This is a genomic window from Oerskovia flava (assembly GCF_026163685.1).
Classification (GTDB): Bacteria; Actinomycetota; Actinomycetes; order Actinomycetales; family Cellulomonadaceae; genus Oerskovia_A; species Oerskovia_A flava.
In genome coordinates this window covers 158,298-184,838 of the sequence record NZ_JAOXSR010000009.1, presented here as the reverse complement: position 1 = coordinate 184,838, position 26,541 = coordinate 158,298, and the positions used below count along the sequence as shown (strand labels likewise).

24 protein-coding genes and 1 tRNA gene are annotated in these 26,541 nt (G+C 71.6%); 11 read left to right on the top strand and 14 right to left on the bottom strand.

Features of this window, described 5'->3' with window-relative positions; translation table 11 throughout:
* The 4 genes from dnaK (at position 1) to OHL10_RS14955 (ending at position 4,129) form a co-directional block, all read left to right on the top strand.
* Positions 1–1,872, top strand: a complete 1,872-nt coding sequence (dnaK, locus tag OHL10_RS14970; protein ID WP_265523025.1) for a molecular chaperone DnaK — start codon at positions 1–3, stop codon at positions 1,870–1,872.
* Positions 1,869–2,513: a nucleotide exchange factor GrpE gene (grpE, locus tag OHL10_RS14965; protein ID WP_265523024.1), complete on the top strand. Its 645-nt coding sequence runs from the start codon at positions 1,869–1,871 to the stop codon at positions 2,511–2,513. Before dnaK ends, grpE begins: the two co-directional genes overlap by 4 nt.
* A gap of 142 nt (positions 2,514–2,655) precedes the next feature.
* On the top strand, positions 2,656–3,675 hold the full coding sequence (locus OHL10_RS14960; RefSeq protein WP_265523023.1) for a DnaJ C-terminal domain-containing protein: 1,020 nt from the start codon (positions 2,656–2,658) through the stop codon (positions 3,673–3,675).
* A gap of 34 nt (positions 3,676–3,709) precedes the next feature.
* Positions 3,710–4,129, top strand: a complete 420-nt coding sequence (locus tag OHL10_RS14955; RefSeq protein ID WP_265523022.1) for a heat shock protein transcriptional repressor HspR — start codon at positions 3,710–3,712, stop codon at positions 4,127–4,129.
* A gap of 14 nt (positions 4,130–4,143) precedes the next feature.
* Here OHL10_RS14955 and OHL10_RS14950 read toward each other — a convergent pair whose 3' ends face one another.
* Positions 4,144–4,857: a phosphotransferase family protein gene (locus tag OHL10_RS14950; RefSeq protein WP_265523021.1), complete on the bottom strand. Its 714-nt coding sequence runs from the start codon at positions 4,855–4,857 to the stop codon at positions 4,144–4,146.
* A gap of 229 nt (positions 4,858–5,086) precedes the next feature.
* Here OHL10_RS14950 and OHL10_RS14945 point away from each other — a divergent pair, with 229 nt between their 5' ends.
* Positions 5,087–5,395 (top strand): DUF1540 domain-containing protein, encoded by a 309-nt coding sequence (locus OHL10_RS14945; protein WP_265523020.1) that lies wholly within the window; start codon positions 5,087–5,089, stop codon positions 5,393–5,395.
* Positions 5,396–5,528: 133 nt separating this feature from the next.
* On the opposite strand, the gene OHL10_RS14940 is transcribed toward OHL10_RS14945, so the two are convergent.
* Positions 5,529–6,326, bottom strand: coding sequence for a hypothetical protein (locus tag OHL10_RS14940; RefSeq protein WP_265523019.1), 798 nt, complete (start codon positions 6,324–6,326; stop codon positions 5,529–5,531).
* A gap of 130 nt (positions 6,327–6,456) precedes the next feature.
* Here OHL10_RS14940 and OHL10_RS14935 point away from each other — a divergent pair, with 130 nt between their 5' ends.
* Entirely contained in the window at positions 6,457–10,470 is a 4,014-nt protein-coding gene (locus tag OHL10_RS14935; RefSeq protein ID WP_265523018.1) for a sigma-70 family RNA polymerase sigma factor, read from the top strand.
* A gap of 17 nt (positions 10,471–10,487) precedes the next feature.
* Here the strand turns inward: OHL10_RS14935 and OHL10_RS18670 are convergent, their stop codons facing one another.
* Together OHL10_RS18670 and upp are read right to left on the bottom strand one after the other, a co-directional pair.
* Positions 10,488–11,138 (bottom strand): winged helix-turn-helix domain-containing protein, encoded by a 651-nt coding sequence (locus tag OHL10_RS18670; protein ID WP_322645571.1) that lies wholly within the window; start codon positions 11,136–11,138, stop codon positions 10,488–10,490.
* A gap of 247 nt (positions 11,139–11,385) precedes the next feature.
* Positions 11,386–12,021, bottom strand: coding sequence for a uracil phosphoribosyltransferase (gene upp / locus OHL10_RS14925; RefSeq protein WP_265523017.1), 636 nt, complete (start codon positions 12,019–12,021; stop codon positions 11,386–11,388).
* A 220-nt stretch (positions 12,022–12,241) separates the two neighbouring features.
* Between upp and OHL10_RS14920 the strand changes: the two genes are divergently transcribed.
* Complete coding sequence (locus OHL10_RS14920; RefSeq protein ID WP_265523046.1) at positions 12,242–12,673, top strand: nucleoside deaminase; 432 nt, start codon at positions 12,242–12,244, stop codon at positions 12,671–12,673.
* Positions 12,674–12,709: 36 nt separating this feature from the next.
* On the opposite strand, the gene OHL10_RS14915 is transcribed toward OHL10_RS14920, so the two are convergent.
* Positions 12,710–13,552: an NAD-dependent protein deacetylase gene (locus OHL10_RS14915; protein ID WP_265523016.1), complete on the bottom strand. Its 843-nt coding sequence runs from the start codon at positions 13,550–13,552 to the stop codon at positions 12,710–12,712.
* A 155-nt stretch (positions 13,553–13,707) separates the two neighbouring features.
* On the opposite strand from OHL10_RS14915, the gene OHL10_RS14910 reads away from it, so the two are divergent.
* Complete coding sequence (locus tag OHL10_RS14910) at positions 13,708–15,387, top strand: glycosyl hydrolase family 18 protein (protein ID WP_265523015.1); 1,680 nt, start codon at positions 13,708–13,710, stop codon at positions 15,385–15,387.
* Between the two features lie 87 nt (positions 15,388–15,474).
* Here the strand turns inward: OHL10_RS14910 and OHL10_RS14905 are convergent, their stop codons facing one another.
* From OHL10_RS14905 to OHL10_RS14895, 3 genes are read right to left on the bottom strand one after another with little or no spacing between them, the layout of a single operon-like run.
* Positions 15,475–17,223, bottom strand: coding sequence for a carbohydrate-binding domain-containing protein (locus OHL10_RS14905; RefSeq protein WP_265523014.1), 1,749 nt, complete (start codon positions 17,221–17,223; stop codon positions 15,475–15,477).
* Positions 17,223–18,047: a polyphosphate polymerase domain-containing protein gene (locus OHL10_RS14900; RefSeq protein ID WP_265523013.1), complete on the bottom strand. Its 825-nt coding sequence runs from the start codon at positions 18,045–18,047 to the stop codon at positions 17,223–17,225. The genes OHL10_RS14905 and OHL10_RS14900 overlap by 1 nt, the downstream gene beginning before the upstream one ends.
* The gene (locus tag OHL10_RS14895) at positions 18,044–18,646 is read right to left on the bottom strand and encodes a DUF4956 domain-containing protein (RefSeq protein ID WP_265523012.1); all 603 of its coding nucleotides are present in this window, start codon (positions 18,644–18,646) and stop codon (positions 18,044–18,046) included. The genes OHL10_RS14900 and OHL10_RS14895 overlap by 4 nt, the downstream gene beginning before the upstream one ends.
* Positions 18,647–18,831: 185 nt before the next feature.
* Here OHL10_RS14895 and OHL10_RS14890 point away from each other — a divergent pair.
* Positions 18,832–18,921: transfer RNA gene (locus OHL10_RS14890), tRNA-Ser, on the top strand.
* Between the two features lie 124 nt (positions 18,922–19,045).
* Here OHL10_RS14890 and OHL10_RS14885 read toward each other — a convergent pair.
* The 6 genes from OHL10_RS14885 to OHL10_RS14860 all read right to left on the bottom strand — a co-directional run bounded on the left by OHL10_RS14885 (position 19,046) and on the right by OHL10_RS14860 (position 24,902).
* Entirely contained in the window at positions 19,046–20,293 is a 1,248-nt protein-coding gene (locus OHL10_RS14885) for a DUF2625 family protein (protein WP_265523011.1), read from the bottom strand.
* 147 nt (positions 20,294–20,440) lie between these two features.
* The gene (locus OHL10_RS14880) at positions 20,441–20,935 is read right to left on the bottom strand and encodes a phage integrase central domain-containing protein (protein ID WP_265523010.1); all 495 of its coding nucleotides are present in this window, start codon (positions 20,933–20,935) and stop codon (positions 20,441–20,443) included.
* Between the two features lie 3 nt (positions 20,936–20,938).
* Positions 20,939–21,166: a helix-turn-helix transcriptional regulator gene (locus tag OHL10_RS14875; protein WP_265523009.1), complete on the bottom strand. Its 228-nt coding sequence runs from the start codon at positions 21,164–21,166 to the stop codon at positions 20,939–20,941.
* 211 nt (positions 21,167–21,377) lie between these two features.
* Positions 21,378–22,970, bottom strand: coding sequence for a replication initiator (locus OHL10_RS14870; RefSeq protein WP_265523008.1), 1,593 nt, complete (start codon positions 22,968–22,970; stop codon positions 21,378–21,380).
* On the bottom strand, positions 22,963–24,474 hold the full coding sequence (locus tag OHL10_RS14865; RefSeq protein WP_265523007.1) for a P-loop NTPase family protein: 1,512 nt from the start codon (positions 24,472–24,474) through the stop codon (positions 22,963–22,965). The genes OHL10_RS14870 and OHL10_RS14865 overlap by 8 nt, the downstream gene beginning before the upstream one ends.
* Complete coding sequence (locus tag OHL10_RS14860; RefSeq protein WP_265523006.1) at positions 24,471–24,902, bottom strand: plasmid replication, integration and excision activator; 432 nt, start codon at positions 24,900–24,902, stop codon at positions 24,471–24,473. The genes OHL10_RS14865 and OHL10_RS14860 overlap by 4 nt, the downstream gene beginning before the upstream one ends.
* Before the next feature lie 166 nt (positions 24,903–25,068).
* Here OHL10_RS14860 and OHL10_RS14855 point away from each other — a divergent pair, with 166 nt between their 5' ends.
* Both OHL10_RS14855 and OHL10_RS14850 read left to right on the top strand, forming a co-directional pair.
* Positions 25,069–25,836, top strand: coding sequence for a GntR family transcriptional regulator (locus OHL10_RS14855; protein ID WP_265523005.1), 768 nt, complete (start codon positions 25,069–25,071; stop codon positions 25,834–25,836).
* 22 nt (positions 25,837–25,858) lie between these two features.
* A complete protein-coding gene (locus OHL10_RS14850; protein WP_265523004.1) occupies positions 25,859–26,485 on the top strand; it encodes a YdcF family protein in 627 nt (208 codons plus the stop codon).
* Positions 26,486–26,541 lie beyond the last annotated feature (56 nt).

The window sequence follows — 26,541 nt, the reverse complement described above, 5'->3', positions numbered from 1 at the left end:
ATGGCACGAGCGGTCGGAATCGACCTGGGCACCACCAACTCGGTGGTCGCCGTCCTCGAGGGTGGAGAGCCCACCGTCATCGCGAACGCCGAGGGCGCTCGCACGACCCCGTCGGTCGTCGCGTTCTCGAAGACCGGCGAGGTCCTCGTCGGCGAGATCGCCAAGCGTCAGGCGGTCACGAACGTCGACCGCACCATCTCCTCGGTCAAGCGCCACATGGGCACCGACTGGGACGTGGAGATCGACGACAAGAAGTACAGCGCGCAGGAGATCTCGGCGCGTGTGCTCGGCAAGCTCAAGCGCGACGCCGAGGAGTACCTGGGCGAGCCCGTCACGGACGCGGTCGTCACGGTCCCGGCGTACTTCAACGACGCCGAGCGCCAGGCCACCAAGGACGCCGGGCAGATCGCCGGCCTCAACGTCCTGCGCATCGTCAACGAGCCCACCGCGGCCGCCCTCGCCTACGGGCTGGAGAAGGGCAAGGAGGACGAGCTCATCCTCGTCTTCGACCTCGGTGGCGGCACGTTCGACGTCTCCCTGCTCGAGGTGGGCAAGGACGAGGACGACTTCTCCACGATCCAGGTCCGCGCGACCTCCGGTGACAACCGTCTCGGTGGTGACGACTGGGACCAGCGCATCGTCGAGCACCTCATCAAGCAGGTGAAGAACTCCAGCGGTGTCGACCTGTCGAAGGACAAGATCGCGCTGCAGCGTCTGCGGGAGGCCGCGGAGCAGGCGAAGAAGGAGCTGTCGTCCGCGACGAGCACCAACATCTCCATGCAGTACCTCTCGATGAGCGAGAACGGCCCCATCCACCTGGACGAGAAGCTCACGCGCGCTCAGTTCCAGCAGATGACGCAGGACCTCATCGACCGCACCAAGGCGCCGTTCCACAAGGTCATCTCCGACGCGGGCGTCTCCGTCTCCGAGATCGACCACGTCGTCCTCGTCGGTGGCTCGACCCGTATGCCCGCCGTGACCGAGGTCGTCAAGGAGCTCACCGGTGGCAAGGAGCCCAACAAGGGCGTCAACCCGGACGAGGTCGTCGCCGTCGGCGCCGCGCTGCAGGCCGGTGTCATCAAGGGTGACCGCAAGGACGTCCTGCTCATCGACGTGACCCCGCTGTCCCTCGGCATCGAGACCAAGGGTGGGGTGATGACCAAGCTCATCGAGCGCAACACGGCCATCCCGACCAAGCGCAGCGAGATCTTCTCGACGGCCGAGGACAACCAGCCGTCCGTCCTCATCCAGGTGTTCCAGGGTGAGCGCGAGTTCGCGCGCGACAACAAGCCGCTCGGCACGTTCGAGCTCACCGGCATCGCTCCCGCACCGCGCGGCGTCCCGCAGATCGAGGTCACCTTCGACATCGACGCGAACGGCATCGTGCACGTCGGCGCCAAGGACCGCGGCACCGGCAAGGAGCAGAAGATGACCATCACCGGTGGCTCCGCCCTCCCCAAGGAGGACATCGACCGCATGGTCAAGGAGGCCGAGGAGCACGCGGCCGAGGACAAGAAGCGTCGCGAGGACGCCGAGACCCGCAACCAGGCCGAGGCGTTCGTCTACTCGACCGAGAAGCTGGTCACGGAGAACTCCGAGAAGCTGCCCGCCGAGGTCGCCACGGAGATCCAGGCCGACATCGCCGCCGTGAAGACCGCCCTCGAGGGCGACGACGCGGAGGCCGTCAAGACGGCCCACGAGAAGCTCGTCGCCTCGAGCCAGAAGATCGGCGAGGCGCTCTACGCCTCCGCCGAGCAGGAGCAGGCGGCCGGCGCCGACGGCGCTGCGCCCCAGGACGCCCCGGCGGACGCACCGTCCGACGAGGACGTCGTGGACGCCGAGATCGTCGACGACGAGGGTGACAAGAAGTGACGGCCGAGGACCCGCAGGGCCCCACGGAGAACGGCTCCGAGGACAAGCCCTTCCAGTTCACGGACAAGCGCAAGGTGGACCCCGAGACCGCCCGGCCACGCGAGAGCGCGGCCGGCGCGGAGGACGCCGAGCAGCCCGCAGGTGAGCCTGCCGAGGGCGACCCGCTGGCCGGGCTCGACTTCGAGCCGTCCGGCGAGGCCGGTGACGACGCGGCGCTGATCGAGGCGCAGGCCCAGGCGGCCGAGCACCTCGACGCCCTGCAGCGTGAGCGGGCGAGCTTCACGAACTACCGCAACCGGGCGGTGCGCGACCAGGAGGCCGCGCGGGTCCGGGGCGTCGAGGACGTGCTGGCGGCGCTGCTGCCGGTGCTCGACGACGTCGACCGCGCCCGGCAGCACGACGAGCTCTCCGGGCCGTTCGTGGCCATCGCGGAGAAGCTCGACGTGACGCTCGCGAAGTTCGGCGTCGAGCGCTACGGGCAGGTGGGGGAGGAGTTCGACCCCGCCGTGCACGAGGCGCTCATGCACTCCACCGACGCGGACGCCACGGCGTCGACCGTCACCATGGTGATCGAGCCGGGCTACCGGATCGGCGACAAGGTCGTGCGCGCCGCGCGCGTCGCTGTCGTCGGCCCCGAGTAGTCTCCGAAGCCACTACGGTGCCCGACGCCGGGGCGAGCCCTCGTACGGGACGCTCGCTCCGGCGTCGGGCACCACAGCACGAACGAGGACAGACCACGAACGAGGACAGAGCACTGACGACGACCGCACGGAGGGAGGCGCTGTGACCGGACAGGACTGGATCGAGAAGGACTTCTACGCCGCACTCGGCGTCCCCAAGGACGCCGACGACGCCGCGATCAAGAAGGCGTACCGCAAGCTCGCGCGTACCTGGCACCCGGACCAGAACCCCGGGGACGAGAAGGCCGAGTCGCGCTTCAAGGAGATCGGCGAGGCGTACGCCGTGCTGTCCGACTCCGAGCAGCGCCAGCAGTACGACGCGATCCGCGCGATGGCCGGCGGCGGCGCCCGCTTCTCCGCAGGGGGACCCGGCGGCGGTGCCGGCGGGTTCGAGGACGTGTTCGGCGGCATGTTCGGTGGCGCCGGCGGTACCGGTGGCTCGCGCGTGCGCTACTCCAGCGGCGGCGCGGGCGGCCCGGGCGGGGCGGCCGGCTTCGAGGACATCCTCGCCGGCATGTTCGGCGGCGGCGGGGGCCCCGCGGGCTTCGGCGCCCGTCAGGGCGGGCCCCGACCCCAGGCCGGCGCCGACATCCACGCCGGCACGACGTTGCCGTTCCGCCAGGCCGTGACCGGCTCGACCGTCACGCTCGGTGTCGAAGGTCGCAACGTCACGACCCGCATCCCGCCCGGTGTGCGCGACGGGCAGAAGATCCGCCTGCGCGGCAAGGGCCGGCCCGGCACGGCGGGCGGACCGCCCGGCGACCTCGTCGTCACCGTCCACGTGACGCCGCACCCGGTGTTCACGATCGACGGCACGAACCTGCGCATGGTCGCCCCCGTGACGTTCGCCGAGGCCGCGCTCGGCGGCACGATCGAGGTCCCCACCCTCGACGGCGCCACCGTCCGGCTCAAGGTCCCCGCCGGGACGCCGTCCGGCCGCACGCTGCGGGTCAAGGGCCGCGGCGTGCCCGCGGCGAAGGGCACGGGGGACCTGCTCGTCACGGTCCAGGTCGCCGTCCCGCAGAAGCTGTCCAAGGCCGCGCGGGAGGCCGTCGAGACGTTCGCCGCCGAGACCGACGGCACCGACGTCCGCGGGGACCTCCTGCGACAGGCCGCGGAGTAGACCCGAGCACGCACGAGCAGAGCCGGAGGCGAGCATGGCGCACGACGACGTCCCCCACCTGGTCATCTCCCAGGCGGCGGCGCTCGCCGGGATGCACCCGCAGACCCTGCGCCAGTACGACCGGCTCGGCCTGGTCGTCCCACGACGCACCGTCGGGCGGGGGCGCCGCTACTCGAACCGCGACGTCGTCAAGCTCCTCGAGATCCAGCGCCTCGCGCAGGAGGAGGGCGTGAACCTCGCGGGCATCAAGCGGATCCTCGCGCTCGAGGAGAAGGTCGAGCGCCTCGAGCGACGGCTGGAGACCCTCGCCTCCCGGGTCGAGGGTGGCCGGGTGTTCGCGGCGGGGGCGAGCGGCGACGTCGTCGTCGTCCCCCGCGGCCGGCGGGTGCGGCGCGACGAGCGCACGACGACGGCCGGCGCCCTCGTCCTGTGGCGCCCGTCCGGTCGGGGCTGAGGCTCGGACGGGGCTCAGCCGAGCCGCTGGACGCACTCGCGCTCGACGAACGCCCGCGCCGCGGGCAGCAACGAGACCTCCTCCGGGACGAGCCCGGGGTCTGCCCGGCGCACCGCGAGGGCGTCGTCCAGGTAGGGGCGCACGTCCTCGTCCGTCGTGGCGAGCAACGCGTCCAGGAGCACCTTCGCCCCGGAGGCGTAGGGGTTGTCGTCCACGGCGACCTCCGCGACGATCAGCGCCGTCGTCGCGGTGTCGAGGGCAGGCGGGCCCGGTCGGGCGCTCGCCCAGTCGAGCAGCGCCGGCCCGTCGACCGTGAGCACGACGTTCGCCGGGTGCAGGTCCAGGTGCAGGATCCGGTGCTCGCCCGAGTCCGTGCCGGCGAACGGCGCGCCGAGGGCGGCGGTCGCGGGGTCGTCGTCCGGGGGGAGCGGCAGGGCGTGCAAGGCGCGCAGCAGGTCGACGAGAACCTGCGCGCCGTCGACCAGGCTGGTCTCGCCCGCGGCGAGCGACTGCAGCAGCGTCGGCCCCCGCAGGAGCTCCATCGTCAGGTCCCCGCCCTCCGCGGCGTCCACCCGTGGTGCGGGGAATCCGGCCGCGCGCACGTACCGCATGACGTGCGCCTCGCGCGTGACGTCCGCGCCCGTCCGAGATCGACGCAGCACCTGCTCGTGCCCGACGAGGTAGACGTCAGAGGCGCGGCCGGTGGCAAGAGGGGTTCCGATGTCCATGTCTCTTCGACGGTACAACGCGCCCCGAGGCGATGCTCGCGGTGCCGACCCCGCCGTGCCGGTCGTGCCGCGCCCTCCCCGTCGGGCGCAATAAAGAAACGAATGCGTGACGTAAAGAATGCGAACCGCGAAGAATGTAGGCAAGCCCTTCCTTGCTATACAGCGGTGGCGAACAGGAATAGCGTGGCTGACAATTGAACAATCATCACCGTCACCGAGGAGAATCCCGATGAGCTCTGTCCTGGACATGCCAGAGGTTGCCGAGTGCTCGATCGACGGGTGCGGGTACAACCACGACCACGGGTGTCACGCCGGTGCCGTGACCATCGCCGCCCACGGCGGTGACGCCGAGTGCGCCACGTTCATCCCCCTGTCCACCAAGGGTGGGCTCGACAAGGTCATCGCCCACGTCGGCGCCTGCCAGCGCGGGGAGTGCCGGCACAACGAGTCGCTCGAGTGCCACGCGGACTCGATCCGCGTCGGCGCCGGACCGAGCAGCGAGGCGCACCCCGACTGCCTGACCTACGCCCCGCGCTGATCCACGCGTTCCGCGCGGCTCGCTGAGCCGCCGGTCGACCTCCCACGAGCCCTGCCGCCCCCAGCGCGGCAGGGCTCGTGGCCCTACTCCAGATCGTCGCCGGGCGTCGCCGACGTCGTGCGAACGGCTCCGGTCAACGGCTCAGGTGTGAGATCAGGGCCAGCGCACCGTCGTGGGTGCGGGGCAGCGGCTCGACCCAGATGCGCGGCGGCCGACGCAGCACGGTGGTGACCCCCAGGGCGCGCGCGTTGCGCTCGGTGCGTGCCCTCAGCTCCGCGATCACCTTGTCGAGCTCGTCGGTGCGCTCGCAGAGGATCGCGAACGACCCGTTCCCGAGAGCGGACATCGGGTGCCCCTCGCCGAAGGTCTGCGTGAGCGTCTCGCCCATCACGGCGGACCGCGCGGCCCGCTGCCACGACGTGAGGTGCTCGACCGCGACGTCGACCACCACGAGGGCGTGGCTCCTCGCAGGGCTCCGGCCGCTGCGAACTGCTGCGCCGTAGGTCTCTCGCAGGCGTCGCACCAGATAGGGGATCGTGGCCAGGCCCGTCTCGGGGTCGTCCACGGACGCGATGATCGGGGCCGTCTCGTTGCCGAGGACCCACCCCGTCGTGACGGCCCGCAGGACGGCCAGCGCCGGGTCCGCGCCGGTCGAGCGGTACAGGCACGCGACGTCGTCGATGGTCTCCCCGACGCTGACGCCCGCCTCGCCGCGCGCGGAGCCGAGCCGCTCGGCCGCGGGCTCGGGGCTGCGGCCGTCGGCCAACGCCTCGACGAGGGCGTCCACGGCAGGGTGGTACCAGTCGCCCGGCCGCAGCCAGACGGACTCGATGCTCAGGCTCCTCCACCGCTCGCGGAGCGAGTCGGGTGAGGGCGTGAGGCAGCCCGGATGAACCTCCATGCCGATGAGACCCTCGACCTCCGCGATCATGACGCCGTTCTGCAGGGTGAATCCGCCCGGTGCGTGCTCCCGAGCGCGGTCTAGACCCTGGGTCTGACGGCGGCGGCAGGCTATGCTGGCGATCTCTAGCCTCCGAGCGCGCGATGTCAGGGCGGTTTGCATGACGCAAGCACACACCCAGGTGTGGGACGAGGCATCGAGCGATGCCGAGCTCATCACCGCGGCGCGAGGGGGCGGCGCCGAGGCTTTTGGTGTGCTCTACGAACGCCACGCCGGCGCTGCGACCATGGTCGCCCGGCAGTACGTGGACTCCGCCGCGGACGCCGACGACGTCGTCGCCGACGCGTTCACCAAGGTCTACGCCGTCCTGCAGGGCAGCGGCGGGCCGGACGTCTCCTTCCGCGCCTACCTGTTCACCGTGGTGCGCCGGTTGTCGTACGACCTCCAGCACGGAGTGCGCCGCACTCGGCCCACGGACGACGACTCCGTCTTCGAGTCCGCGACGGGGCCGATGGCCTCGACCGAGGACCCCGCTCTCGCTGACTTCGAGCGCTCGGTGGTCGCCAAGGCCTACGAGACGCTGCCCGAGCGGTGGCGTGCCGCCCTCTGGTACACCGAGGTCGAGGGGCTCAGCCCTGCCGAGATCGCCCCGATCCTCGGGCTGACGGCCAACGGCGTCGCGGCGCTCGCCTACCGCGCGCGCGAAGGCCTGCGGCAGGCGTACCTCCAGCAGCACCTCGCCGGGACGCCTGCCGAGGAGTGCCGCCAGGTCAACGCCCTGCTGGGCTCGTTCGTCCGCGGTGGCCTGTCCAAGCGGGAGACGACGCGCGTCGAGGGCCACCTCGCCGACTGCGGCGAGTGCCGCGGGCTCGTGCTCGAGCTCAGCGACGTCTCCAGCGGGATGCGGTCGGTCATCGCTCCGCTCGTCCTCGGGATCGGGGGCCTCGGCCTCGTCGGGACCGCCCTCCCCGTCGCGGGCGGGCTCGCCGGTGCGGACAGTGCCGCAGGCAGCGGCACGGGCGGTTCGTCCGGCGGAGCAGGTGGGGCCTCGTCCGGTGGAGGTGCGAGCGGCGGGGCTGCTGGCGGCGGTGCCTCAGGTGGTGCCGCCGGGGCAGGGGGTGTCGCCGGTGGGACCGGTGCGGTCGGCGGGACGGTCGCAGCCGGTGGTGCAGCGGTCGGTGCTGCCGCAGGGACCGGTGCCTCAGGCGTCGCCGCGGCGGCGACCGCGACCGGCCTCGGTGCCCTCATCGCCTCGTCCCCGCTCGCCGTCGCCGCCATCTCGCTCGGTGTCCTGGCGGTCGCCGGCCTCGGCGTCGCCGCGGGCATGGGCGCCTTCTCGCCCTCCGACGAGGTGGTCGACGCGGCCCCGCCGCCCCCGACCTCGCCGGGCTCGGCCGAGCCGGCCGACCCGTCGACAGACCCGGCCACCGACCCGTCGACCGACCCCGAGTCGGACGAGGCCGTCGACGACGCGCAGGACGAGCCCGCCACCACCGACCCGGCGAACGATCCGGAGTCACCGACGAACATCCCACCCGCGTACGGCGAGGGCACGACGCCGGGCGGCACCTCAGCCGGCGACACCACTCCCGTAGCCGGTACGGAGAGTCCCGGGGATGCCGCTGACCCGGATCCCACCGATCCTGCGCCGACCGACCCGATGCCCCCTGACCCGACACCTACCGACCCGACGGCTCCCTCGGACCCTGTTCTCGATATCGCCATGGGTGACGTGCAGCTCACCGCCCGCACACCGGGTGCGCTGCCCATCACCGCGTCCAACACCGGGGGCAGCACGGCGAACGACGTCGTCGTCGACCTGGTGCTGCCGCAGCACGTGACGCTCGACAGGTCAGGCGGAACGAGCGGTGCCTCGGTCAGTGCGGTCATCACTCCCACGCAGCTGCGCTGCGGCGCTCAGACACGCGTGGGAGACGGCACGAGCACGGTCTCGTGCGCCGTCGGCACTCTGGGTCCCCGCGAGTCGCGCGCGCTGTTCGTCGGCGTCGTCGCGAACCGTGGCGGCGAGTACGGCTTCGCGGGCAGCATCCGCGCGAAGGGCATCGAGCCGGTCCGCAAGTCGTTCAAGCCCGCTCCGGCCAAGCACTTCGGCCCTGAGGTGACGCTGACGTCACCCACGGTCCGTCAACTGGCCAACCCGGGCATCGCCGCGGTACGTCTCGAGGCCGCGAACACCGGCGACCGCGACGTCACCGGCACGACCTTCACGCTCGCCGATCTGCCGGCCGGCGTCTCGGCGTCGGCCACGACGAACGGGTGGGTGTGCTCGACAGGCGGCGGCGCGGTGACCTGCGCCACCGACGGCAGCGGGGACCGTCTGGCCGCGCCGGACACGTCGCAGCACTCCGGGCCTTCCGTCGTCCTCGACGTGCAGCTCCTGGCCGACGGGTCCGGCAGCGCGACGCACACGACCTTCACGGCCACGGTCGAGGCGACCGAGAACGGCACTCGGCACTCCGTCACGCAGACTCCGAGCCTCACGGTCCGGGAGCCCTGGGAGGGCGCCGCGGCCGGGGTCGGGCGCGCGCTGGCCGCGCAGTGCCTACCGAGCGATGAGAGCTCCCGCCTCGGCAACCAGGCAGTCGTCAGCGGCAGCTACACGAACACGACCCGCTACCGCACGGTCGACGTGGAGCTCGAAGCCGCCGGGTCGTCGTCGAGCTCTGGGTCGCTCGCCGCGGGCGAGACCGCGGCGCTGCAGGTTCCCGGCGGCGTGCGCGTGCCTGCAGGGTTCGGCACCTACACCCTGACGACGACCATCGCGGGCACCGACTTCACGCACACGGTGCCGGCGGGCCGGCACGGCGCGCTGGACTGCTACGAGCCTGCGTGGATCCAGGGCGCCGACGTCTCGACCGAGAACATTGACGGCCAGATCCGTCTGATCGGGGTCGTCGAGAACACCACCGCCCACCCGGTGCAGGTGCAGATGCGGGCTCCCCAGCCGTCTGCGACGCGCAGCGCGGAGGCCACGGACGCCATCACGCTCGACAGGGGCGAGAAGGCCACGCTGATCATCGACACCGGCGCGACGACCCTCCCTGGCGGGGCCGTGACGTTCGCGCAGACGATCCAGCACGAGGACACCGACGGTGACCGCGCCGAGTACCGGCACTCGCTGGCGGTCGACGTGCGCGAGGCGCGCATCGCCCCGGCCGTGGCTGAGCCGGACATCGGCCGTTGCACCTTCGACACCGAGACGCGGCAGTCCGAGACGGCGGTGATCGTCACCTTCGACAACACCCGTTCGACCCTGCCCGTCGAGTTCGCGGTCGACGGCCGCGAGGATCTCTCGCGAACGGTGCGGGCGGGCACGCAGGCAGAGGTGGCGTTCACGGTCGGATGGCGGGACGAGACGATCATCGTCCGCGCGGACGGCTCTGAGCTCGCCCGGTACGACATCCCCGGCGAGAGCTGCTACGTCCCGACCTGGGTCGAGCGGGCGCCGGTCTCGGTCGAGACGACGTTCGGCGGCGGCGTGATCGTCGGGACGTTCACGAACAGCACGGCCGAGTCGATGACGGTCTCGATGTCGAGCGGGAGCTTCGGCTCGGCGGGTGAGCGCACCGTCGGGGCGGGCGCGACCGCGGAGTTCCGGATCGAGACGTCCGCCCTCGAGCTGCCCGCCGGGACGGTCGTCTTCGAGCAGTCTCGCTTTGCCGACGGCTCGACCCATCGGCACACCTCGACGCAGCGCTACCAGGGCGCGGACTCGACCGTGCGGAACCCCACCGCCACCCTGCAGCTGGGTGCGCCGTACTTCGACGCGGCCCGGGACGAGTCGTTCGTCGAGGTACGCGTCGTCCTCGACAACAGCGCGTCCAACGTCCCGCTGACGTTCTCCGTCACCGGTGCGGGTGACGCCAGGGTCGACGCCGAGGCGACCACGACGGTGCTCGTGGGCGAGGCGCCAGGCTCGGGAGCGACCTATACCGTCACGGCCGCAGGGTGGCGCACCGTGCTCGCGGTCGAGCCGTTCGACGAGGCACCGCAGTGCCTCGCACCGTGGCGGGGAACCGTCTGGTACGACCACTCGGAGTCGGTGTCCTACAACGGCGCGAACTACGACGCCCGCAACGGGAACATCGGTGTCCGCCCCACCTCCGGGTTGGGCCCGCTCTTCTGGGAGCGCGTCTCGCGCTGCCGGCCGTAGACGACGGAGGAGCCTCGTCAGGCCGCGTCGTCGGCGCTGGTGAGGACGACGGACGCGTGCGGGTCGAACCGGTAGCCCACGCCGCGTACGGTCGTGATGGCGTGCTCGAGGCCGAGCTTCTCGCGCAGCCGGCGGACGTGGACGTCGACGGTGCGGCTCTGTGCGGAGACGGCGTGCCCCTGCCAGACGGTCGCGAGGAGCTCGGCTCTGGTCACGACGTGGTCGGAGGACCGGGCGAGGTAGGCGAGCAGGTCGAGCTCTCGCTGGGTGAGGTGCTGGGGGCGTCCGTCGACGCTCACCGTGCGGCGTGTGGAGTCCACGAGGACGCGGGGCACGGGGGAGAGGGCGGCGAGCTGTGCGCGGAACGCGGCGATGTCGCGGACGGCGGACGCGGGCAGGTCGGGGTCGCTCGACGTGACGCCCGGCGTCGGCTCCCCGAGCGCCAGCGCGGTGTAGGTCTCGGCGCCCGGCAGCGTGTCGCGGGCGAGCTCACCGAGGGCTTCGGCGAGCTCGACGAGCTGCGGTCGCGGGTTCTCGCCGGGGGCGGCGTCGACGCCCACGTAGAGCACGAAGCCGGGGTGGTTCCGCGCCCCCGGCCGTGTCGGCGGGGCGGCCGTGTGGGCAGCCGGGTGTGCGGGCGTCGGGCGTGCGGGGAGGGTCGTGGTCATGCGGAGCTCCGGGTGCGTCGGCTGCCACGGGTGCGCGGGGCACCGGTACGGCAGGGGTTGTTCAGGGCCTGGTGGTCGTCAGGCCTGACAACAGACGCGAGGCATCGCAGCACGACGCGCGCCGAGGGCGGCGTGGTGGGGCTGCGGGGTGCTCACGGACCGAGCATGACAGCGGGTCCGCGTCGCTCCAAGAGCTCTCCGGGAAATCTCACGAGGTGAGAAGAATGAGGTCCGCCCAGTGGAACGGTCAGACGACGCCGTACAGGCGGTCGCCGGCGTCACCGAGCCCGGGCACGATGTACGCCTTCTCGTTAAGGCGCTCGTCGACGGCCGCGACGACGACGTGCACGTCCACCCGGTCACCGACGGCGGTCTGCAGCACCTCGAGGCCCTCGGGGGCGGCGAGCAGGCAGACGGCCGTGACGTCCCGCGCCCCACGCTCGAAGACGTAGTCGATCGCGGCGACGAGCGTGCCGCCGGTCGCGAGCATGGGGTCGAGGAGGAAGACGTGCCGCCCGGACAGGTCGTCGGGCAGGCGGTTCGCGTAGGTGATCGCCTCGAGCGTCTCCTCGTCGCGCTGCATCCCGAGGAACCCGACCTCGGCGGTCGGCAGCAGCCGCGTCATGCCCTCGAGCATGCCGAGCCCGGCGCGCAGGATCGGCACCACGAGCGGCCGCGGGTCGGCGATGCGGACCCCAACGGTCGTCGTCACGGGCGTCTCGATCTCGTGCGGCTCGACCCGCACGTCCCGGGTCGCCTCGTACGCGAGGAGCGTCACGAGCTCGTCCACCAGCAGGCGGAAGGTCGGGGACGCGGTGTTCTTGTCTCGCAGGACGGTGAGCTTGTGGGCGACCAGCGGGTGGTCGGCGACGTGCAGGCGCATGACGACAACGGTATCCGACCGCGGCACCCCCTGGTCGAGATGGGCTGCTCGGCCTCGGCTCGATAGCCTGGGGGCGTCCGCTGACGACGCAGGAGGTCCGGTGCCCGACGACGCGGCTCCCGCAGAGCCCGAGCCTCGCCCTGGTCTCGACCTGCCCTGGGCGGACGGGTCCTTCCCACCGGGCTCGGTGGCGGCCCGCCGTCAGGTCTGGGACGCGCTGATGGGCCTCGCGCTGCACGAGGCGAGCCACGCCCTGGCGAGCGCCGACGTCCCGGTGGGCGCGCTCGTCGTCGGGCCGGACGGGCGGTTGCTGGGCCTGGGGCGCAACCGGCGCGAGGAGATCGGCGACCCGACGGCGCACGCCGAGGTCCTCGCGCTGCGCCAGGCGGCGGCGACGCTCGGGTCGTGGCGGCTCGAGGGGTGCACGCTCGTCGTCACGCTGGAGCCGTGCGCGATGTGCGCGGGGGCGCTGCTGCTGTCCCGTGTGGGGCGCCTCGTCCTCGGCGCGTGGGACCCGAAGGCGGGGGCGACCGGGTCGGTCTGGGACCTCGTGCGCGACCAGCGGGCGACGCACCGGCCCGAGGTGATCGGCGGGGTGCGGGCCGAGGAGTGCGGCGCGCTCATCCGGGAGTTCTTCGCGACGCAGCGCTGACGCGGGAGTGTCTGACGCGGGCGAGCCGGCGCGTCCTCAGAGCCGGGCGGCGAGCGCCGTGAGCGTCTCGGAGACGCCGGTCTCGAGCTTGAGGGTCGCGAGGTCGTCGCCGCGCGTGGCACCGCGGTTGACGATCACGACGGGCTTGTCGGTCTTCGCGGCGTGCCGCACGAACCGCAGCCCGCTCATCACGGTCAGCGAGGAGCCGGCCACGAGGAGGGCGTCGGCGTCGTCGACCATCGCGAACGCCCGCTGGACGCGCTCGCGCGGCACGTTCTCGCCGAAGTAGACGATCTCCGGCTTGAGGACACCGCCGCAGAACTCGCACGGCGCGGGGTGGAAGTGCGCGGTCTGCTCGATGACGGCGTCCGCGTCGGGGGCGATCTCGATGTCGGCGACCTCGCCGACCGACTCGAGGAACCCGGGGTTGAGCGCGCTGAGGCGCTCGGCGAGGTGCTCGCGGGAGATCACCCGACCGCACTGCAGGCAGATCACCCGGTCGTAGCGCCCGTGCAGGTCGATGACGTTGCGGCTGCCCGCGTCCTCGTGGAGCAGGTCGACGTTCTGCGTGATGAGGCCGACGAGGATGCCGCGGTCCTCGAGCGTGGCGAGCGCGCGGTGCCCGGCGTTCGGGTGGGTGCGGTTCACGTGCTGCCAGCCGACGTGGTTGCGGGCCCAGTAGTGGCGGCGGAAGGACTCGTCGCCGACGAACTGCTGGTAGGTCATCGGGGTCCGGGGCGGGGAGTCCGGGCCGCGGTAGTCGGGGATGCCGGAGTCCGTGGAGACGCCCGCGCCCGTGAGGGCGGTCAGCCGCTTGCCGCGGAGCAGGTCGAGGACGTCCTCCACCGTGGCGGTGGGCCGGTCGGTGTCGGAGCGCACCCCCCGAGCGTACGACGGGTGCCACGAGGTCGGCATGTGACGAGTTGGTTACCACTCTGGTCAAATGTGCTCCGCGTCACTAAAGTGCTAGGGGTCCGAACAAATGCTCGCACCCAGTCCCCGGGTTCGACCCGGAGAGAGCGATGAGGCCCTCCATGAGACGCATCCCCCACCCCCGACGAGCGATCGCGATCGGCGCCGCGCCACTGCTCGCGGTGTCGCTGCTGGCAGCACCGGCCGTCGCCGCACCGCCGTCCGCGCCCACCCTGGCCGGCCCCGACGACATCAACGGCTACCGCAGCGTCGGCTATCTCATGGCGGACACCCCCGTCACCCGCGACTTCCAGATCGCCGACCTCCTGCACACCGGCGCGATCGAGGACGTGACGCACCTCAACTACGCCTTCGGCAACGTCACGACCGACCTCGTCTGCGACATCCTCGACGAGCCCGGCGAGGGCGACGCGCAGAACGACTTCCTCCGGCTCGTCTCCGCGGCGGACTCCGTCGACGGCACCGCCGACAGCCCTGACCAGGCGCTCGCGGGCAACCTCAACCAGCTCCGGAAGCTCAAGGAGGTCAGCCCGGACACCAAGATCCTCATCTCGCTGGGCGGCTGGACCTGGTCGGACAACTTCTCCGAGGCGGCCTCGACCGCTGAGGGTCGGACGGCGCTCGTCGAGTCCTGCCTGAGCATCTACATCGACGGGAACCTCCCCGTCATCGACGGCAAGGGAGGCGAGGGCGTCGCGGCCGGCATCTTCGACGGGATCGACGTCGACTGGGAGTGGCCGGTCACGGGCGGCGAGACCGCCAACGCGCGCCCTGAGGACAAGGAGAACTTCCTGCTCCTCATGGAGGAGTTCCGTGCGGAGCTCGACGCGCGCGGCGCCGCAGACGGCGAGGAGTACCTCCTCACGGCGTTCGCACCTGCCGGCGGCTGGAACGCCGGCCAGGGCGGCTGGCTCGACCCGCGCCTGTTCGCGGTCGTCGACTTCCTCAACGTCCAGGGCTACGACTTCCACGGTGGCTGGGTGCCCCAGCAGACCGGTCACCAGGGCAACCTGTACCCGGACGGTGACCAGAACTGGGGCCTCGGCCTGACGGGCGCCATGGGCATGTACGTCGACGCCGGCGCCGACCCCAGCCAGCTCAACGCCGGTCTTGCGGCCTACGGGCAGGGCTGGTTCGGCGTCGAGAACGGCGAGGAGGCCTGGCAGCCCGCCGAGGGGACCCTCGGCACGGACTACTACGCCAAGCTGCGCGACGTCGGCACGGCGTACTTCGACGAGAGCCTCGGGGCGTCGTGGCGTTACGACGGCGACGCGTGGTGGAGCCTGGACGACCCGAAGTCCGTCACCGCGAAGGCCGAGTGGCTCGCGGTGCAGGGCTACGGCGGGGCCATGTGGTGGGACCTGTCGGGCGACTACAAGAACGAGCTCGGCGGGACCCTCGGCTCGACGCTGCGTGCGGCGACACCGGGCCCCGGCGTCGGCGGCGAGTGCGCCGCCCCCTGGTACTCCTCGGGCGTCTACACCGGCAGCGACGTCGTCTCCCACCAGGGCACGGAGTACGCCGCGAAGTGGTGGACCCGTGGGATCGCCCCGGCCGCGACGTCGGGCAACCCGTGGAAGGAGCTCGGCCCCTGCGGGACCGCGCCGGCCGTCGAGCTCGAGCCCTGCGGGCCCGCGTGGTCGCGCGAGACCACCTACACCGGCGGCCAGACCGTCTCGCGGGCCGGGGTGAACCACACCGCCCAGTGGTGGACGCGCGGCGAGGTGCCGGGCTCCACGACGTGGGGCGCGTGGGACGCCGGGTCGCCCTGCGAGGTGTGATCCGCACCTGAGCAGGACCTGAGCAGGACAGCACCGCCCGGTGGTGGGTCTCGACCCACCGCGGGGCGGTGCTGCGTGGTGGACCGGTCAGGCCCCCGGCGGTGTGCCGTGCCGCGGCCCGCCGGCGGGCGCATCGCCCGCGGTCACGCTGGTGGACTCGGTGCCGTCGGCGAGCACGGTGTAGGTCTCGCCGCTCGTGACGTCGTCCGCCGAGTAGACGAGGTTCCCCGTGTCCTTGGTGAGGGTGGAGGTCACGACCTGGGTGCCGTCGTCGGACACGATCTCGATCTCGGTCCCGGCCGCGAGGGTGGTGTCGAACGTGGCGGAGAGCCAGCCCTGCGCGGAGTCCGTGTCCGGGGCGGCGGCCATCCCGGAGCTGCCCGCCGTGAGAAGGGTGCCGCCCGAGACGATGAACGCGCCGTCGACGTCGAGCGCGCCGTCCCCGGCGCCCGTGGGGCCCTGGACGACCGTGTCGCCGCCGCTGACCGTGAGCGAGCCGTTCGAGTCGATCCCGTCGCCGTCCGCGTCGATCGTGAGGGTGCCGCCGGTGATCTCGAGCCAGATCTCGGAGCCGTCGCCCGCGGCGTTCACGCCGTCGTCGGAGGCCGCGACGGTGAGGTCGCCGCCCGCGAGCGTCATGGTGGACGCCTCGAGGCCCTCGACGGACGTCGTCACCTCGAGCGTCCCGCCACTGACCGTCAGGTCGCCGTCCGCGTGCACACCGTCGTCCCCGGCGGCCAGCGTCAGGTCGCCGCCCGTGAGCGCGATCGCGCCGTCCGAGTGCAGGGCGTCGTCGGCGGCGTCGACCGTCACGGTGCCACCGCCGATCACGACCCCGACGTCGCCCTTGAGGCCCTTGGCGGACGCGTCGTCGGCGACCGTCGCACCCGCGCCGCCCGCGGCCTCGACCGTCAGGTCGCCGTCCGCGACGATCACGTCGGTGGCGGCCTGCACGCCGTCGTCACCCGACGTGACCTTGACCGAGCCGCCGAGCAGCGCGACGTAGCCGGTGGTCGCGTCGTCCTCGTCGTCGGACGTCAGGCCGTCGCCACCGGCCGTCACCGTCACGTCGCCGCCGGTGAGGACGAGGTAGTCCTTGCCGCGGATGCCGTCGTCGGCGGCCTCGACCGTGATGGTCCCGCCGGCCACGACGAGCCCGTCCTTGCTCGTGATGCCGTCGTTCGTGTGCCCGACGACGGTCAGCTCGCCCGTGCCCGTGATCGCCAGGTCCGCGGTGGAGTAGAGGGCGGCGTTGGGCGCGTCGTCGCTCTCGTCGGTGGCGTACGCCTCGGCGTCCTCCAGGGAGTTCACCGAGCCGTCCGCGAGGACGATCACTGCCTGGTCGGCGTCCTCGACGACGAGCGGTGCGCCCGTCGAGCTCGTGATGTCGGCGCCGTCGAGCACGAGGCGCACCTCGCCGTCGGCCGCCGAGGAGACGACGACCTGGCCGTCGGCGAGCGTGCCCGAGACCCGGTACGTCCCCGGTGCGTTGATCGTCACGACCTGGTCGTCGACGCTCACGCCCGCGCCGTCCTGGGCGGTGTCGAGGTCGGACAGGTCGATCGCGACCTCGTCCGCCTCGTCCCAGGTCTCGTCGGCGAGGTCGGCGGTCTCGGAGGGGTCGGCGTTGTCGGCCATCGCCTCCTCGGGGGTCAGACCCGCGGCGGCGGTGGACGCGGCGGCCTGCTCGGTGGTGCTGGTCGAGCTCGTCGTGCCGGAGGTACCGGAGGTGCCGGCCGCGGTCGTGCCGGCCGAGCAGCCCGCGAGGGCCGCCAGGGCGAGGACCGCGGCTGCGGCGGTCGTGGTGGTGGAGCGTCGGTGTCGAAGGGGTCGCATCATGGTGTCCTGTCGTGAAGGAGGGGAGCTGTGCTCGTGGTCAGAGCGGGGTCCAGGTGGCGGCGGATCACGCGGCGCCACGGGGTCCCCGGGAGGTCGGGGCACAGGACCGCGAGGCCCGTGCCGTACTTCGAGATCCGCACGGGTCGGTGGCCGTGCGTCCACAGGAGACGGTCGAGGGCCGACGCCGTCGACCCCGTCTTCGTCTCGACGATGACGGTGTCCCGCGAGACCGCGGACACGCCGGGGCGATCGGCCGTCCGCAGGCTCCAGGTGAGACCGGTGTCGACCGTCGCCCGGGCGCACGCACCCGGCAGGGCGAGCGTCGTGCGGGAGTAGCGCGTCACGAGCCCGGCGTCCAGGTCGAGGTGAGTCACGCCGTCGACCCCCGCCCCGGTCAGGACCTGGTCGACGAACGCCCGTCCCGCCCCGAGGCGGGTGCGCTCCCCGACGGGGTGGGGGACGCGCTCCTTCACGGTCGCGCCGCGCGGGCCGCGGGTCTTCACCTCGAGCCACGTCGTGCCGGAGTCGAGGTAGGTCCGGGTGCGGACCTTAAAGCGGCGCCGGCGGCGGTGGGCCGCGAGGTGGTAGCTCGTGAGGTCCGGGGTGTCGAAGTACACCGACTCGTAGGCGAAGTCGCGACGCCCGTCGATCTCCAGGACCCGCGTCCCCGGCCCGAGCTCGGCGAGCACCCGCCGGGCGGCAGCGCCGTCGAGGACGTACTTGCGGTCGACGCGCGTCTGGAAAGAGGCTGTGCCGACGAGCTCCTCCAGTCCGATCGGGTCGAGCGCGAGGTCGGCGGCCCGGATGGACGAGGCGCTCATGCGAGCGCCCCGGCGGTGCGGGCCGGGGTCCGGACCGGGGCGGCGGGGGACCCGCCGCGGGGGAGCTCGAAGCGGACCTCGACGGTCGTGGTGTCGTTGACCAGGTCGAGGCGCTGGACGCTCACCGAACGGACCCGGCCGCCCAGCAGACCCTCGAGGTGCGCGGTGAGCGCGGCCTCGTCGCTGAACGCGTGATCGAGCACCACGAGCTGGCTGCGGTGCCGGTGCAGCAGCCGCGGGTGGTCCCCGACCGCCATGACCACGAGGATCATCCCCATCCCCACGACACCGAGCCACCCCGTGCTCGACGACAACCCGCCCAGCAGACCGATCGCCAGCGCCGCGAAGTAGTACGCGACCTCGTGCTGCGACAGCTCGTTCGACCGCAACCGGATGATCGACAGCACCCCGAACAGGCCCAGGCCGAGACCCGCACCGACCGCCGAGGACGCCAGGGTCGTCGCGACCACCAGGACACCCACGTTCACCCCGAGGTACGCGACCACCAGGTCCCGGCGCCGGTGGCGTGGGAAGTAGAGACCGAACGTGAGGATCGTGACCGCGACGAGGTCGACGGCGTACAGGGCGAGAGTCGGCATGAGGTGCTCCGTGGGTCTGGCTGGTGGGACTCCGTCAGTAGGCGCTCGCAGTCTGTGGACGGGCTGTGCGGAACCGCAGCGGCGTGTATGAGCTGTCCCAGGGGCCGTCGTCGACGGCGCTGCGCAGCCGGATTCGGCTCAGCGGCTCAGACCAGGTAGTCTTCTGCGGCCGGGTACTCCGGCTGGGTAGCGTGTCCGAGCGGCCTAAGGAGCACGCCTCGAAAGCGTGTGTGGGTGAAAGTCCACCGTGGGTTCAAATCCCACCGCTACCGCCACCCGAAGGGCCCCACCCGCGAGATTCCGCGGATGTGGGGCCCTTCGTCGTTCCCCGCACTCCGCTTTGCCCGCAGGCCGCGTTGAGAGAAGGGCCAGACCCGGCTCTCGGAACGTGTCGAGCGGTCAGAGCTTCGCCGAAGCTTCGTCGTAGAAGGCGAAGAGCTCCGAGAGCGGTACCGGGCGGCGTGAGACGTTGTCCAGATCGCGACCTTCCTCGCTGAAGGGTGGCGGATACATGCTGAACCCCTGGTCGGGTCCCAGGGCTTCGACGTCGCGCTGCCACGTGCTCCAGCGGAGGTCGGCGAACGTCTCGCCCATCGCTCCGGTGATGACCGCTTCCACGAAGGCGGAGTGTCCACCGCCGAGTCCGTCCCACTGCAGAGTGTCCGGGCCGAAGTAGCAGACCTGCCCGGGCGCCACGCCCAGACCGCCCCCGTCGATCGCGAAGCGCCCACCCACTGCGTCGTACCCCACCAGCATGTACGGGGGCGGCGTGGGGTTGTCGGGGCTCAGCTGGTTGGCCGTTGCGAGGTCCGGCAGGCCGTCTCCGCCACCCCCGAGAAGGCGGAACCATCCGTGGTCGGCGGTGATCGCGCCGCAGTTGAGGGCGAGGGCACCGAGGGTCGACCGGGCGGTGACCTGAAGAGACTCCAGCGTGCGCAGGCCCTGAGCGCTCGAGACGGGCAGAGCCCGCGTACTGGGCGCGGTATCGATGAGTTCGCGGAGCCTGGGCCACGCGGGGTCGTCGACGTCGGCAAGCTGGGCACCGCTCTGGAGAACCATGGCGCCAGTATGCAGCGTGGGTCGCGGAGGACCTTCCGTGGTCGCTGCCGCCTCGGCGACGAGCTGGTCGATGACGATCCGCAGGTCCGGCGCCACGTGGGTTCGCTTCACGTAGTGCCGCACGGTGGTGCCCTCGTCGGCATGACCGAGCAGCGCCGTCGCGTTCCCGATCGTCGTCGAGTTCGCGACCTGCGTCGCCACGTTGCGTCGGAAGTCGTGCGGAGTAACCGTAGTGCCGATGGCGGCCTGCGCCTCGCGGAGCTGGTCGCGCACCCGGCTGGGGGAGCGGGGCGTAGCCCGGGTGGAGGGGAACACCAGGCCGTCTGAGCCGCCGTCCAGGCCGAGGTCCAGCGCCTCACGGATCGCGGCGACGACGAACGTGGGGAGCCTGATCGTGCGCCGCAACGAGTCGGACTTCGGCTTGGGCTGCCGCACGAGCCGGCCGTCGGCCCGGACGACGGTCCCGGTCACGGTGAGCGTCGGGACCTCGGCGTCGAGGTCGACGTCCGCCTCCCGCAGAGCCAGGCACTCGCCGATCCGCAGCCCGGTGCCGAGCATCGTGTCCACGATCTGCGGCAGAAGCCTCACGTTGCGGCGACCACGGGCGAGCGCGGGACGGTCCTCCCACTCGCGAACGGCCTTGCGCAGCAATGCGATTTCCTCAAGCCCGAGCGTGCGCACCTCGGCCCGCCGTGGCTTGCGAACGGTCACCGCGTCACGGACCGGGTTGAACGGCTAAGCGCCGTAGCGGACGCACATCATCATGACCTGGGACATGACGTTGCGAGCCTGCCTCGCGGTGTCGTACTTCTGCGCCGTGCTCAGCGCCATGAGCACGCGGTTCACCGCGACGGGTGTGACCTCCCGGACCCGCAGCAGGCCGAGCGCGGGCCGCAGGTCCCGATCAAGAACGCCGCGGTACGTCTCGAGCGACTGCATGGTGATCTGGCCCTCGACGCGCTTCTCCGCGATCCAGTGATCGAAGACGACACCCATGCGGGTCGTCGGGGTGATCGTCGCCGTCCCGGGGACCGTGGCCTCGCTGCTCGCGTGGTGCAGCTTGTCCTCCAAGGCTCGCTGCGCTGCGGCCCCCGACGGACCTCGCGACTCGTACTTGTGCAGCACGCCCGTGAAGTCGCGGTACTGCGCCTGCGCACGCCACACGCCAGGGGTGATCTCCTTGCGGCTGATTCGGCCCCACCGGCCGGGCTCGATGGGCTTGCGTGCCATGCCTCAGCCCGCCGCGCCGGAGTCGGTCACGCGGTCGAGCCACTGCTCGACGTCGGCGGGCCGGTACCGGAGCCGCGCCCCGACCCGCACGACCTTCGGGCCGCCGCCGCGGCTGGACCACGCGTACACGCAGTGCAGCGTCACACCGAGGTATTCGGCCAACTCCTCGGGCGTCATGAGGCGTCGGCGGGTCGCCGCGCCGTCGATCTGGCTCACGCTGGTGGTGCTCATGGTGGTTACCCCTACGTCGTTGTGGTGATGGGTGATCTGTTCTCGTGCCGTCGCGGCGGCGCGGTTCCGTAAAGACCTGTTGGCGGCCAGAGTCGGCGGTCTAGGCTCTCCTCGAACCCGCCCAAGGCGCGCCTACCCGGTAACAGCGCGTCCAGCCCGCAGTGTGGAGAGGGTGGCAGCCCGTTCGAGCCGGGCCGGGTCCGGGAGACCCTCACGCTGCGGGCGTGATCGGGACTCCGCCCCGTTGGGGGATGCCCAGCTGCGGTCGCTGGCCGGCGCGTTCCTGCGCTTTCCACTGCGCGTACTCGCGGGCGCGTGCTGCGGCCGCGTCGGCCAGCGCCTTGTCGCCGGGATTGGTCCACCCGGAGCCCACGTAGGACCAGGAGCCGACGACGAGAGTCGTCTCGTCCTCGGCGAGCAGGCGGGCCTCGAGGTCGGTGATGTCCATCGGGGTTCCGTCCCGCTCGGCATCGGCCTTGAGCCGCTGGAACCGGAGGCGAGCCCGGCGCAACCGCCCGAGCGGGATCGAGTAGCGCCGCGACTTGCTCGAAAAGTGACCGCGGAAGCCCAGCATGTGCGCCCACTTCGCGAGCAACCGGTACGGGCCGTCGGCGCACTGCCCGCAGACGCAGCCCTCGTCGTCCTCCAGGTCCGGGCCGGTGAGGCCACGGCAGGCGGTACGGGCGCGCTCGGCGAGCCACCTGCACGTGCGGACCATGCGCTGGTGGTGCGGACGCGGCGACGCGAGGTCGGTGCCCGTTCCCTTGGTCGAGTACTTCGCAAGGTAGCCAGCCACCTGCTCGGGCCGCAGGTCGTCGGAACCGTCCTCGTTCTCCGGTACGCCAGTGCGCACGCACCGCACGTCGAGCTGCGTACCGAAGCGCAGCACGCGCGGGACGTCCGCACCGTCCACCGGAGGAGCCGTGACGACGACCGCTCGGGCGGCAGCCCGCGCCGCATGCGCAAGGGTTGCGCCGTCGAGGGGAGCGGGACTGCCCGGGCCGTCGGGACCGTCGAGCCGAATGAGGGCGTGGAAGTGCACGAGGCCGCGCACCTGGTACTCGGCGACCTTGGCGAACTGCGAGGAGGCCACCGTGCCGAGCGCCGACTCGCGGACGCCCAGAGCCTCGGCGACCTGACGTCGCAACGCGATCGTGAAGCGCCGCCACAGTTCCGGGGCGTGCCACTGCCACACGACGGCCGAGTGCCAGTCGTAGCAGGCCTCGCACAGCGGCGACCCGACGAGAGGATCGATGTCGGAGTGCTGCGTGGTGCACGCGCGCGGGCTGCCGTGTGGACATGTCCCGGTCCCGTGCGGTCGGCAGCGGGCGGACCTGCCGTGCTTGGAGCGGACGCCGTGGACATGGCCGAACGACGGGGCGGTGAGGGTCGCGAAGACCAGCGGGTTGTCCGCGACGGCGGTCGGCACGGTCTTGCCACCCAGGAGGCCCGCCCGGATCATCTCGAACGTGTCGCGCGCATAGACGCGGGAGCAGGCCGGGCAGACGGATTCGCGCCGGCTACCGCACGCCCGGTACAGCAGGCCGAGCGGCGCGTCGTCGGAGCTGAACTGCGACAGGACCTCACCCGTGGCCGCGTCGACTGTGGTCGAGGAGCCGCGCAACCGGATCGGGTGCGAGCAGAAGCCCGTACGGGCGGCGGCGTCGGAAAACGCTGCGGCGGTGCGGTCGCGCAACCGTGCAGAGATCCCGGCGACCGCCGCCGGGGCAAGGTTCCCGAGGTCGAGCGGGGCGTCCAGCCCGAACCCCGGGAACCCACCCTGCGCGGGAGAGACGTCAGTCATTCGACGCCTCAGCGGCGGACGTCGTACGGGTCGCCGTCTCGCGCGGCTTGCGAGGAGAACGCGGCTTGCGCGGTGCGCGAGGGACTCGCTGCTCCTCGGCCGGGACCCTCGTGGGAGTGTCCGCCTTGTCGTCGACGACGGGCGTCGGCGGGCCGACGAAGATCGGCGGCGGCACGTACCGGTCGGGCGCCGGGTACGTGTGGGCGACCATCCGGATGAACGTGTCCTCCCAGAAGTCCGCCCGGACCCGCTCCACGTTCCCGTCGTCCGCGACCACGTAGCCCGTGCCGGGGTGCGCCGGGCTGATCTGGTGCGCGGGTGCGACGTCGGCCATGCCCTCGCCGAGCACCATCGCCGTCTCGGACGCGGAGCGCAGCCGCAGCGCGACAGTCTGCGTGAACAGGCCGCGCATCGCCACGGTCTCCTTGCGCGGGTCCTGCACGAACGCGACGACGAGCACACCGAGCGCACGACCCTGGGTGAGGACGCGCCGCAACAGGTCGGATGCCTCGCTCTGCACCTGCTTGGACGCGTAGGCGGTCAGGACGGCGAGCTCGTCGATGAGGAGCACGTGCACCGGGTCCCCGGGCGACGGCACGAAGTCGCGCGTCCTCCCGTACATGGCCCTCTGCCGCAGGTCGACGACGGAGAGCAGGTCCCGCAGCGCATCGACGGCCTGGTGCTCGTCGGTGCTCACGCGGTAGAACAAGCCGTCACCCATGCCGATCTCGATGCCGCCCTTGAGGTCGATGCCCCAGAGCCGCACGATGCCCGCCTGCACGGCCGGGGCAAGGTTTCCGGCGATGCCCCAGAAGACTGAGCCCTTGCCGGAGCCCGAGCACCCCACGACGAGCGTCTGCAACCCGCGCAGCGTGAGCCGCCACCGGTTGCCGTCCTGGATACGGCCGAGCTGCACCCCGGTCGGGTCGACGTCGCTCGGGATCGTCGCGTAGAGCGGCTGGTCGAGGAGATCGGCCATCGTCAGCACGATGTCGAGCACCCCGGGACGCACGCGACGGCTCGTCGACGCCTCGGCGCCCATGATCGTGCCGACCGCCTCGACGGCACCACGCAGGTCGTCGAGCGTCTGACCCGAACGGGCGCGGACACGGATCGTCAGCGCGTTGTCGTGTGCCCGGACCCGGAGCAGCCGCGGGACCGTCCGGTTCTCCCGAACGACCCGGTCAGCGAGCCCGCAGGACTCCGCCATCGAAGGCCACTGCTGACGCACGTACCTGCGCCACCTGTGACGACGCAGCGGGCCGCCGAGCAGCGGCTCGTACGTCATCGGGCTGAACACCGCCCAGAATGCGCGGACGAGGTTCCAGGCAGGGACAGACCAGTAGAACGCCGTCGACAGTGCGTCGTAGCCGAGGAGGCCGAACACGCCGCCCGCGAGCAGCGTCGCTGCGATCCACCGCCACGCTCGGACGGTCCACCGCAGCGCGAGCCACATCGCGGACAGGACGCGGCGGACCCCCTGCCAGAGCCGCGCGGTGATCACGCCGCGGCCTTCGGGCTCGTCTTCGCCGCCTCGCGGGACTGGCCGGGCGCGACGAGGTCGGATGCACGGAACGACCAGGCGATACGCGGGCGCATCCCGTTGTCGTCGACGTAGGGGAGGGCCGTCAGGCCCACGAACTCGACCGGCGTCCACGGGAACCCGGACTTGTTCTCCGGCGGGACCGGCTGGTACTTGGCCGCGAACTTCACCGTCACGCCGATCTCCTTGCGGCCGGCGTCCTCGTCACCGTCGATCACGACGCACTGCCACAGTGGCAGGCCCGTCTCCTTGTCGTGCTGCTGCGGGCGCGTACCGTCCGGCCGCTGCGCCGCGTTGAAGTCCGCCACGGGCTCGACCTCCCCGCGCAGGAACGCACCCTTCGGGAACGCCACCGAGTGCTCGATGTCGAACCGCTGCTTCATCGCCATGCTGGTAGCTCCTTCGCCATGTGCCCGCCTGGACCGGGCTGACCCCTCCGAGATAGAGGTGGTTCTAACAGAACGTAGCAGACTCGCATGGATAGAACCACCCCTACTCTCCAAGTGTCGTCGACGAAGGTGTTAGCACTACCCTTAAGTGCTAGGAGGTGAGGTTGTGGCACACGGCTACAGGGAGCTCGCGGGTATCCTGCGGGAGGGCATCCATCGAGGTGACTACCCGCCGGGCTCAACGCTGCCCAAGCAAGCCGACCTCGCCCGCGACTACGCGGTCAACATCAAGACCGTCCGCAACGCTGTCGCGCTTCTGGAGTCCGAAGGTCTCGTCACGCCCGTGCGTCGGCGTGGAACCGTTGTCCGGTCGCGCCCTCCGATGCGTCGTCTCGGCATGGAGCGCTACGCCAAGAGCAACTGGAAGTTCGGTGACCGCGTTGCGTTCGTCGCCGACCGCGAGACCAACGGGCAGACGTGGCACCGGAACGACCAGACTCAGACGGTGGAGCGGCTCACGGCTCCGACGCACGTGGCGGACGCGCTGCAACTTGAGCCCGGGTCGGAGGTCTACGCGCGAGCGCGCCTCGTACGCCACGAAGGCCAGCCCACTCACACCCTCACGAGCTACTACCGTGCCGAGGACGTGGCGGGCACGCCCCTCGCCGATCCATCGCCGGGTCCCGCCGGGCGCGGGGGAGGATTCGCCGTGCTCACTCTGCAGGGCCTCGAGCCGGACGAGATCACTGAAACACTAACGGCACGCATGCCGACGCCGAACGAGTCCGCCGTGCTCGAGATGCCCGTCGGTGAACCAGTCATGGTGCTGCACCGAACGACCAAGACCAGAGGTGGACGTGTTGTCGAGTACGCCGAGGGCATCCACGCGGCTTCCCGGTTCGCATGGACCTACACCTTCACGATGCCCGACTGATGAGAGGTCTCGCATGACCGTGATGGAAGACGCCCAGGTCCTCTGGGACTACCACCAGCTACACCACGAGCCCCGGGACACCGACATAGCGATTGGCCTAGGCAGCCACGACATCGGCGTTGCAGAGCATGCCGCAGAGCTCTGGCACGAGGGTCGTTTCCCCCTCATAGTCTTCTCGGGTGCGAACGCACCCACGACAGTCGGCGTCTTCCCTCGTGGCGAGGCCGTGCACTACACCGCGCGGGCCAGGGAGCTCGGAGTGCCAGACGACGCGATACTCACCGAGACGCGCGCCACAAACACCGGCGAGAACTTCACCTTCACCCGTGAGCTATTAGATCGACTTGAGGTGCGTCCAGCGTCAGCCACGATCATCAGTCGGCCGTACCAGCAACGCAGAGCCATTGCAACTTCCCGAAAGGTCTGGCCCAGTCTTGACGTCGTCGGGTCAGCTAGGGCGCAATCCCTTGAGGAATACATTTCTTCGGTCGGTGACGAAGAGCGGGTCCTCAACATGCTCGTCGGCGATACGCAGAGAATCTGGGTATACGCCGAAGCCGGCTTTGCCGAGCGTCAGCATGTTTCCCAATCCGTACTTGAAGCATATCGCCGCCTTGTCGATAGAGGCTACAAGAGTAGACTTGTCTAGCTATGCCCGGTACACGACTTCGGGCGCTGGGGCGGCTCGAAGGTCAAGCCACTACT

Bases quoted from the DNA above. Each gene is read 5' to 3' on its own strand.
- OHL10_RS14900 (WP_265523013.1), bottom strand. From the start codon at position 18,047: ATGAGCGCCTCGTCCATCCGGGCCGCCGACCTCGCGCTCGACCCGATC.
- OHL10_RS14850 (WP_265523004.1), top strand. From the start codon at position 25,859: ATGGAAGACGCCCAGGTCCTCTGGGACTACCACCAGCTACACCACGAG.
- OHL10_RS14935 (WP_265523018.1), top strand. From the start codon at position 6,457: ATGACGCAAGCACACACCCAGGTGTGGGACGAGGCATCGAGCGATGCC.
- upp (WP_265523017.1), bottom strand. From the start codon at position 12,021: ATGCGCCTGCACGTCGCCGACCACCCGCTGGTCGCCCACAAGCTCACC.
- OHL10_RS14905 (WP_265523014.1), bottom strand. From the start codon at position 17,223: ATGCGACCCCTTCGACACCGACGCTCCACCACCACGACCGCCGCAGCC.
- OHL10_RS14940 (WP_265523019.1), bottom strand. From the start codon at position 6,326: ATGATCGCGGAGGTCGAGGGTCTCATCGGCATGGAGGTTCATCCGGGC.
- OHL10_RS14955 (WP_265523022.1), top strand. From the start codon at position 3,710: ATGGCGCACGACGACGTCCCCCACCTGGTCATCTCCCAGGCGGCGGCG.
- OHL10_RS14870 (WP_265523008.1), bottom strand. From the start codon at position 22,970: ATGACTGACGTCTCTCCCGCGCAGGGTGGGTTCCCGGGGTTCGGGCTG.
- dnaK (WP_265523025.1), top strand. From the start codon at position 1: ATGGCACGAGCGGTCGGAATCGACCTGGGCACCACCAACTCGGTGGTC.
- OHL10_RS18670 (WP_322645571.1), bottom strand. From the start codon at position 11,138: ATGACCACGACCCTCCCCGCACGCCCGACGCCCGCACACCCGGCTGCC.
- OHL10_RS14950 (WP_265523021.1), bottom strand. From the start codon at position 4,857: ATGGACATCGGAACCCCTCTTGCCACCGGCCGCGCCTCTGACGTCTAC.
- OHL10_RS14920 (WP_265523046.1), top strand. From the start codon at position 12,242: ATGGGCCTCGCGCTGCACGAGGCGAGCCACGCCCTGGCGAGCGCCGAC.
- OHL10_RS14875 (WP_265523009.1), bottom strand. From the start codon at position 21,166: ATGAGCACCACCAGCGTGAGCCAGATCGACGGCGCGGCGACCCGCCGA.
- OHL10_RS14895 (WP_265523012.1), bottom strand. From the start codon at position 18,646: ATGCCGACTCTCGCCCTGTACGCCGTCGACCTCGTCGCGGTCACGATC.
- OHL10_RS14910 (WP_265523015.1), top strand. From the start codon at position 13,708: ATGAGACGCATCCCCCACCCCCGACGAGCGATCGCGATCGGCGCCGCG.
- OHL10_RS14880 (WP_265523010.1), bottom strand. From the start codon at position 20,935: ATGGCACGCAAGCCCATCGAGCCCGGCCGGTGGGGCCGAATCAGCCGC.
- OHL10_RS14860 (WP_265523006.1), bottom strand. From the start codon at position 24,902: ATGGCGATGAAGCAGCGGTTCGACATCGAGCACTCGGTGGCGTTCCCG.
- OHL10_RS14945 (WP_265523020.1), top strand. From the start codon at position 5,087: ATGAGCTCTGTCCTGGACATGCCAGAGGTTGCCGAGTGCTCGATCGAC.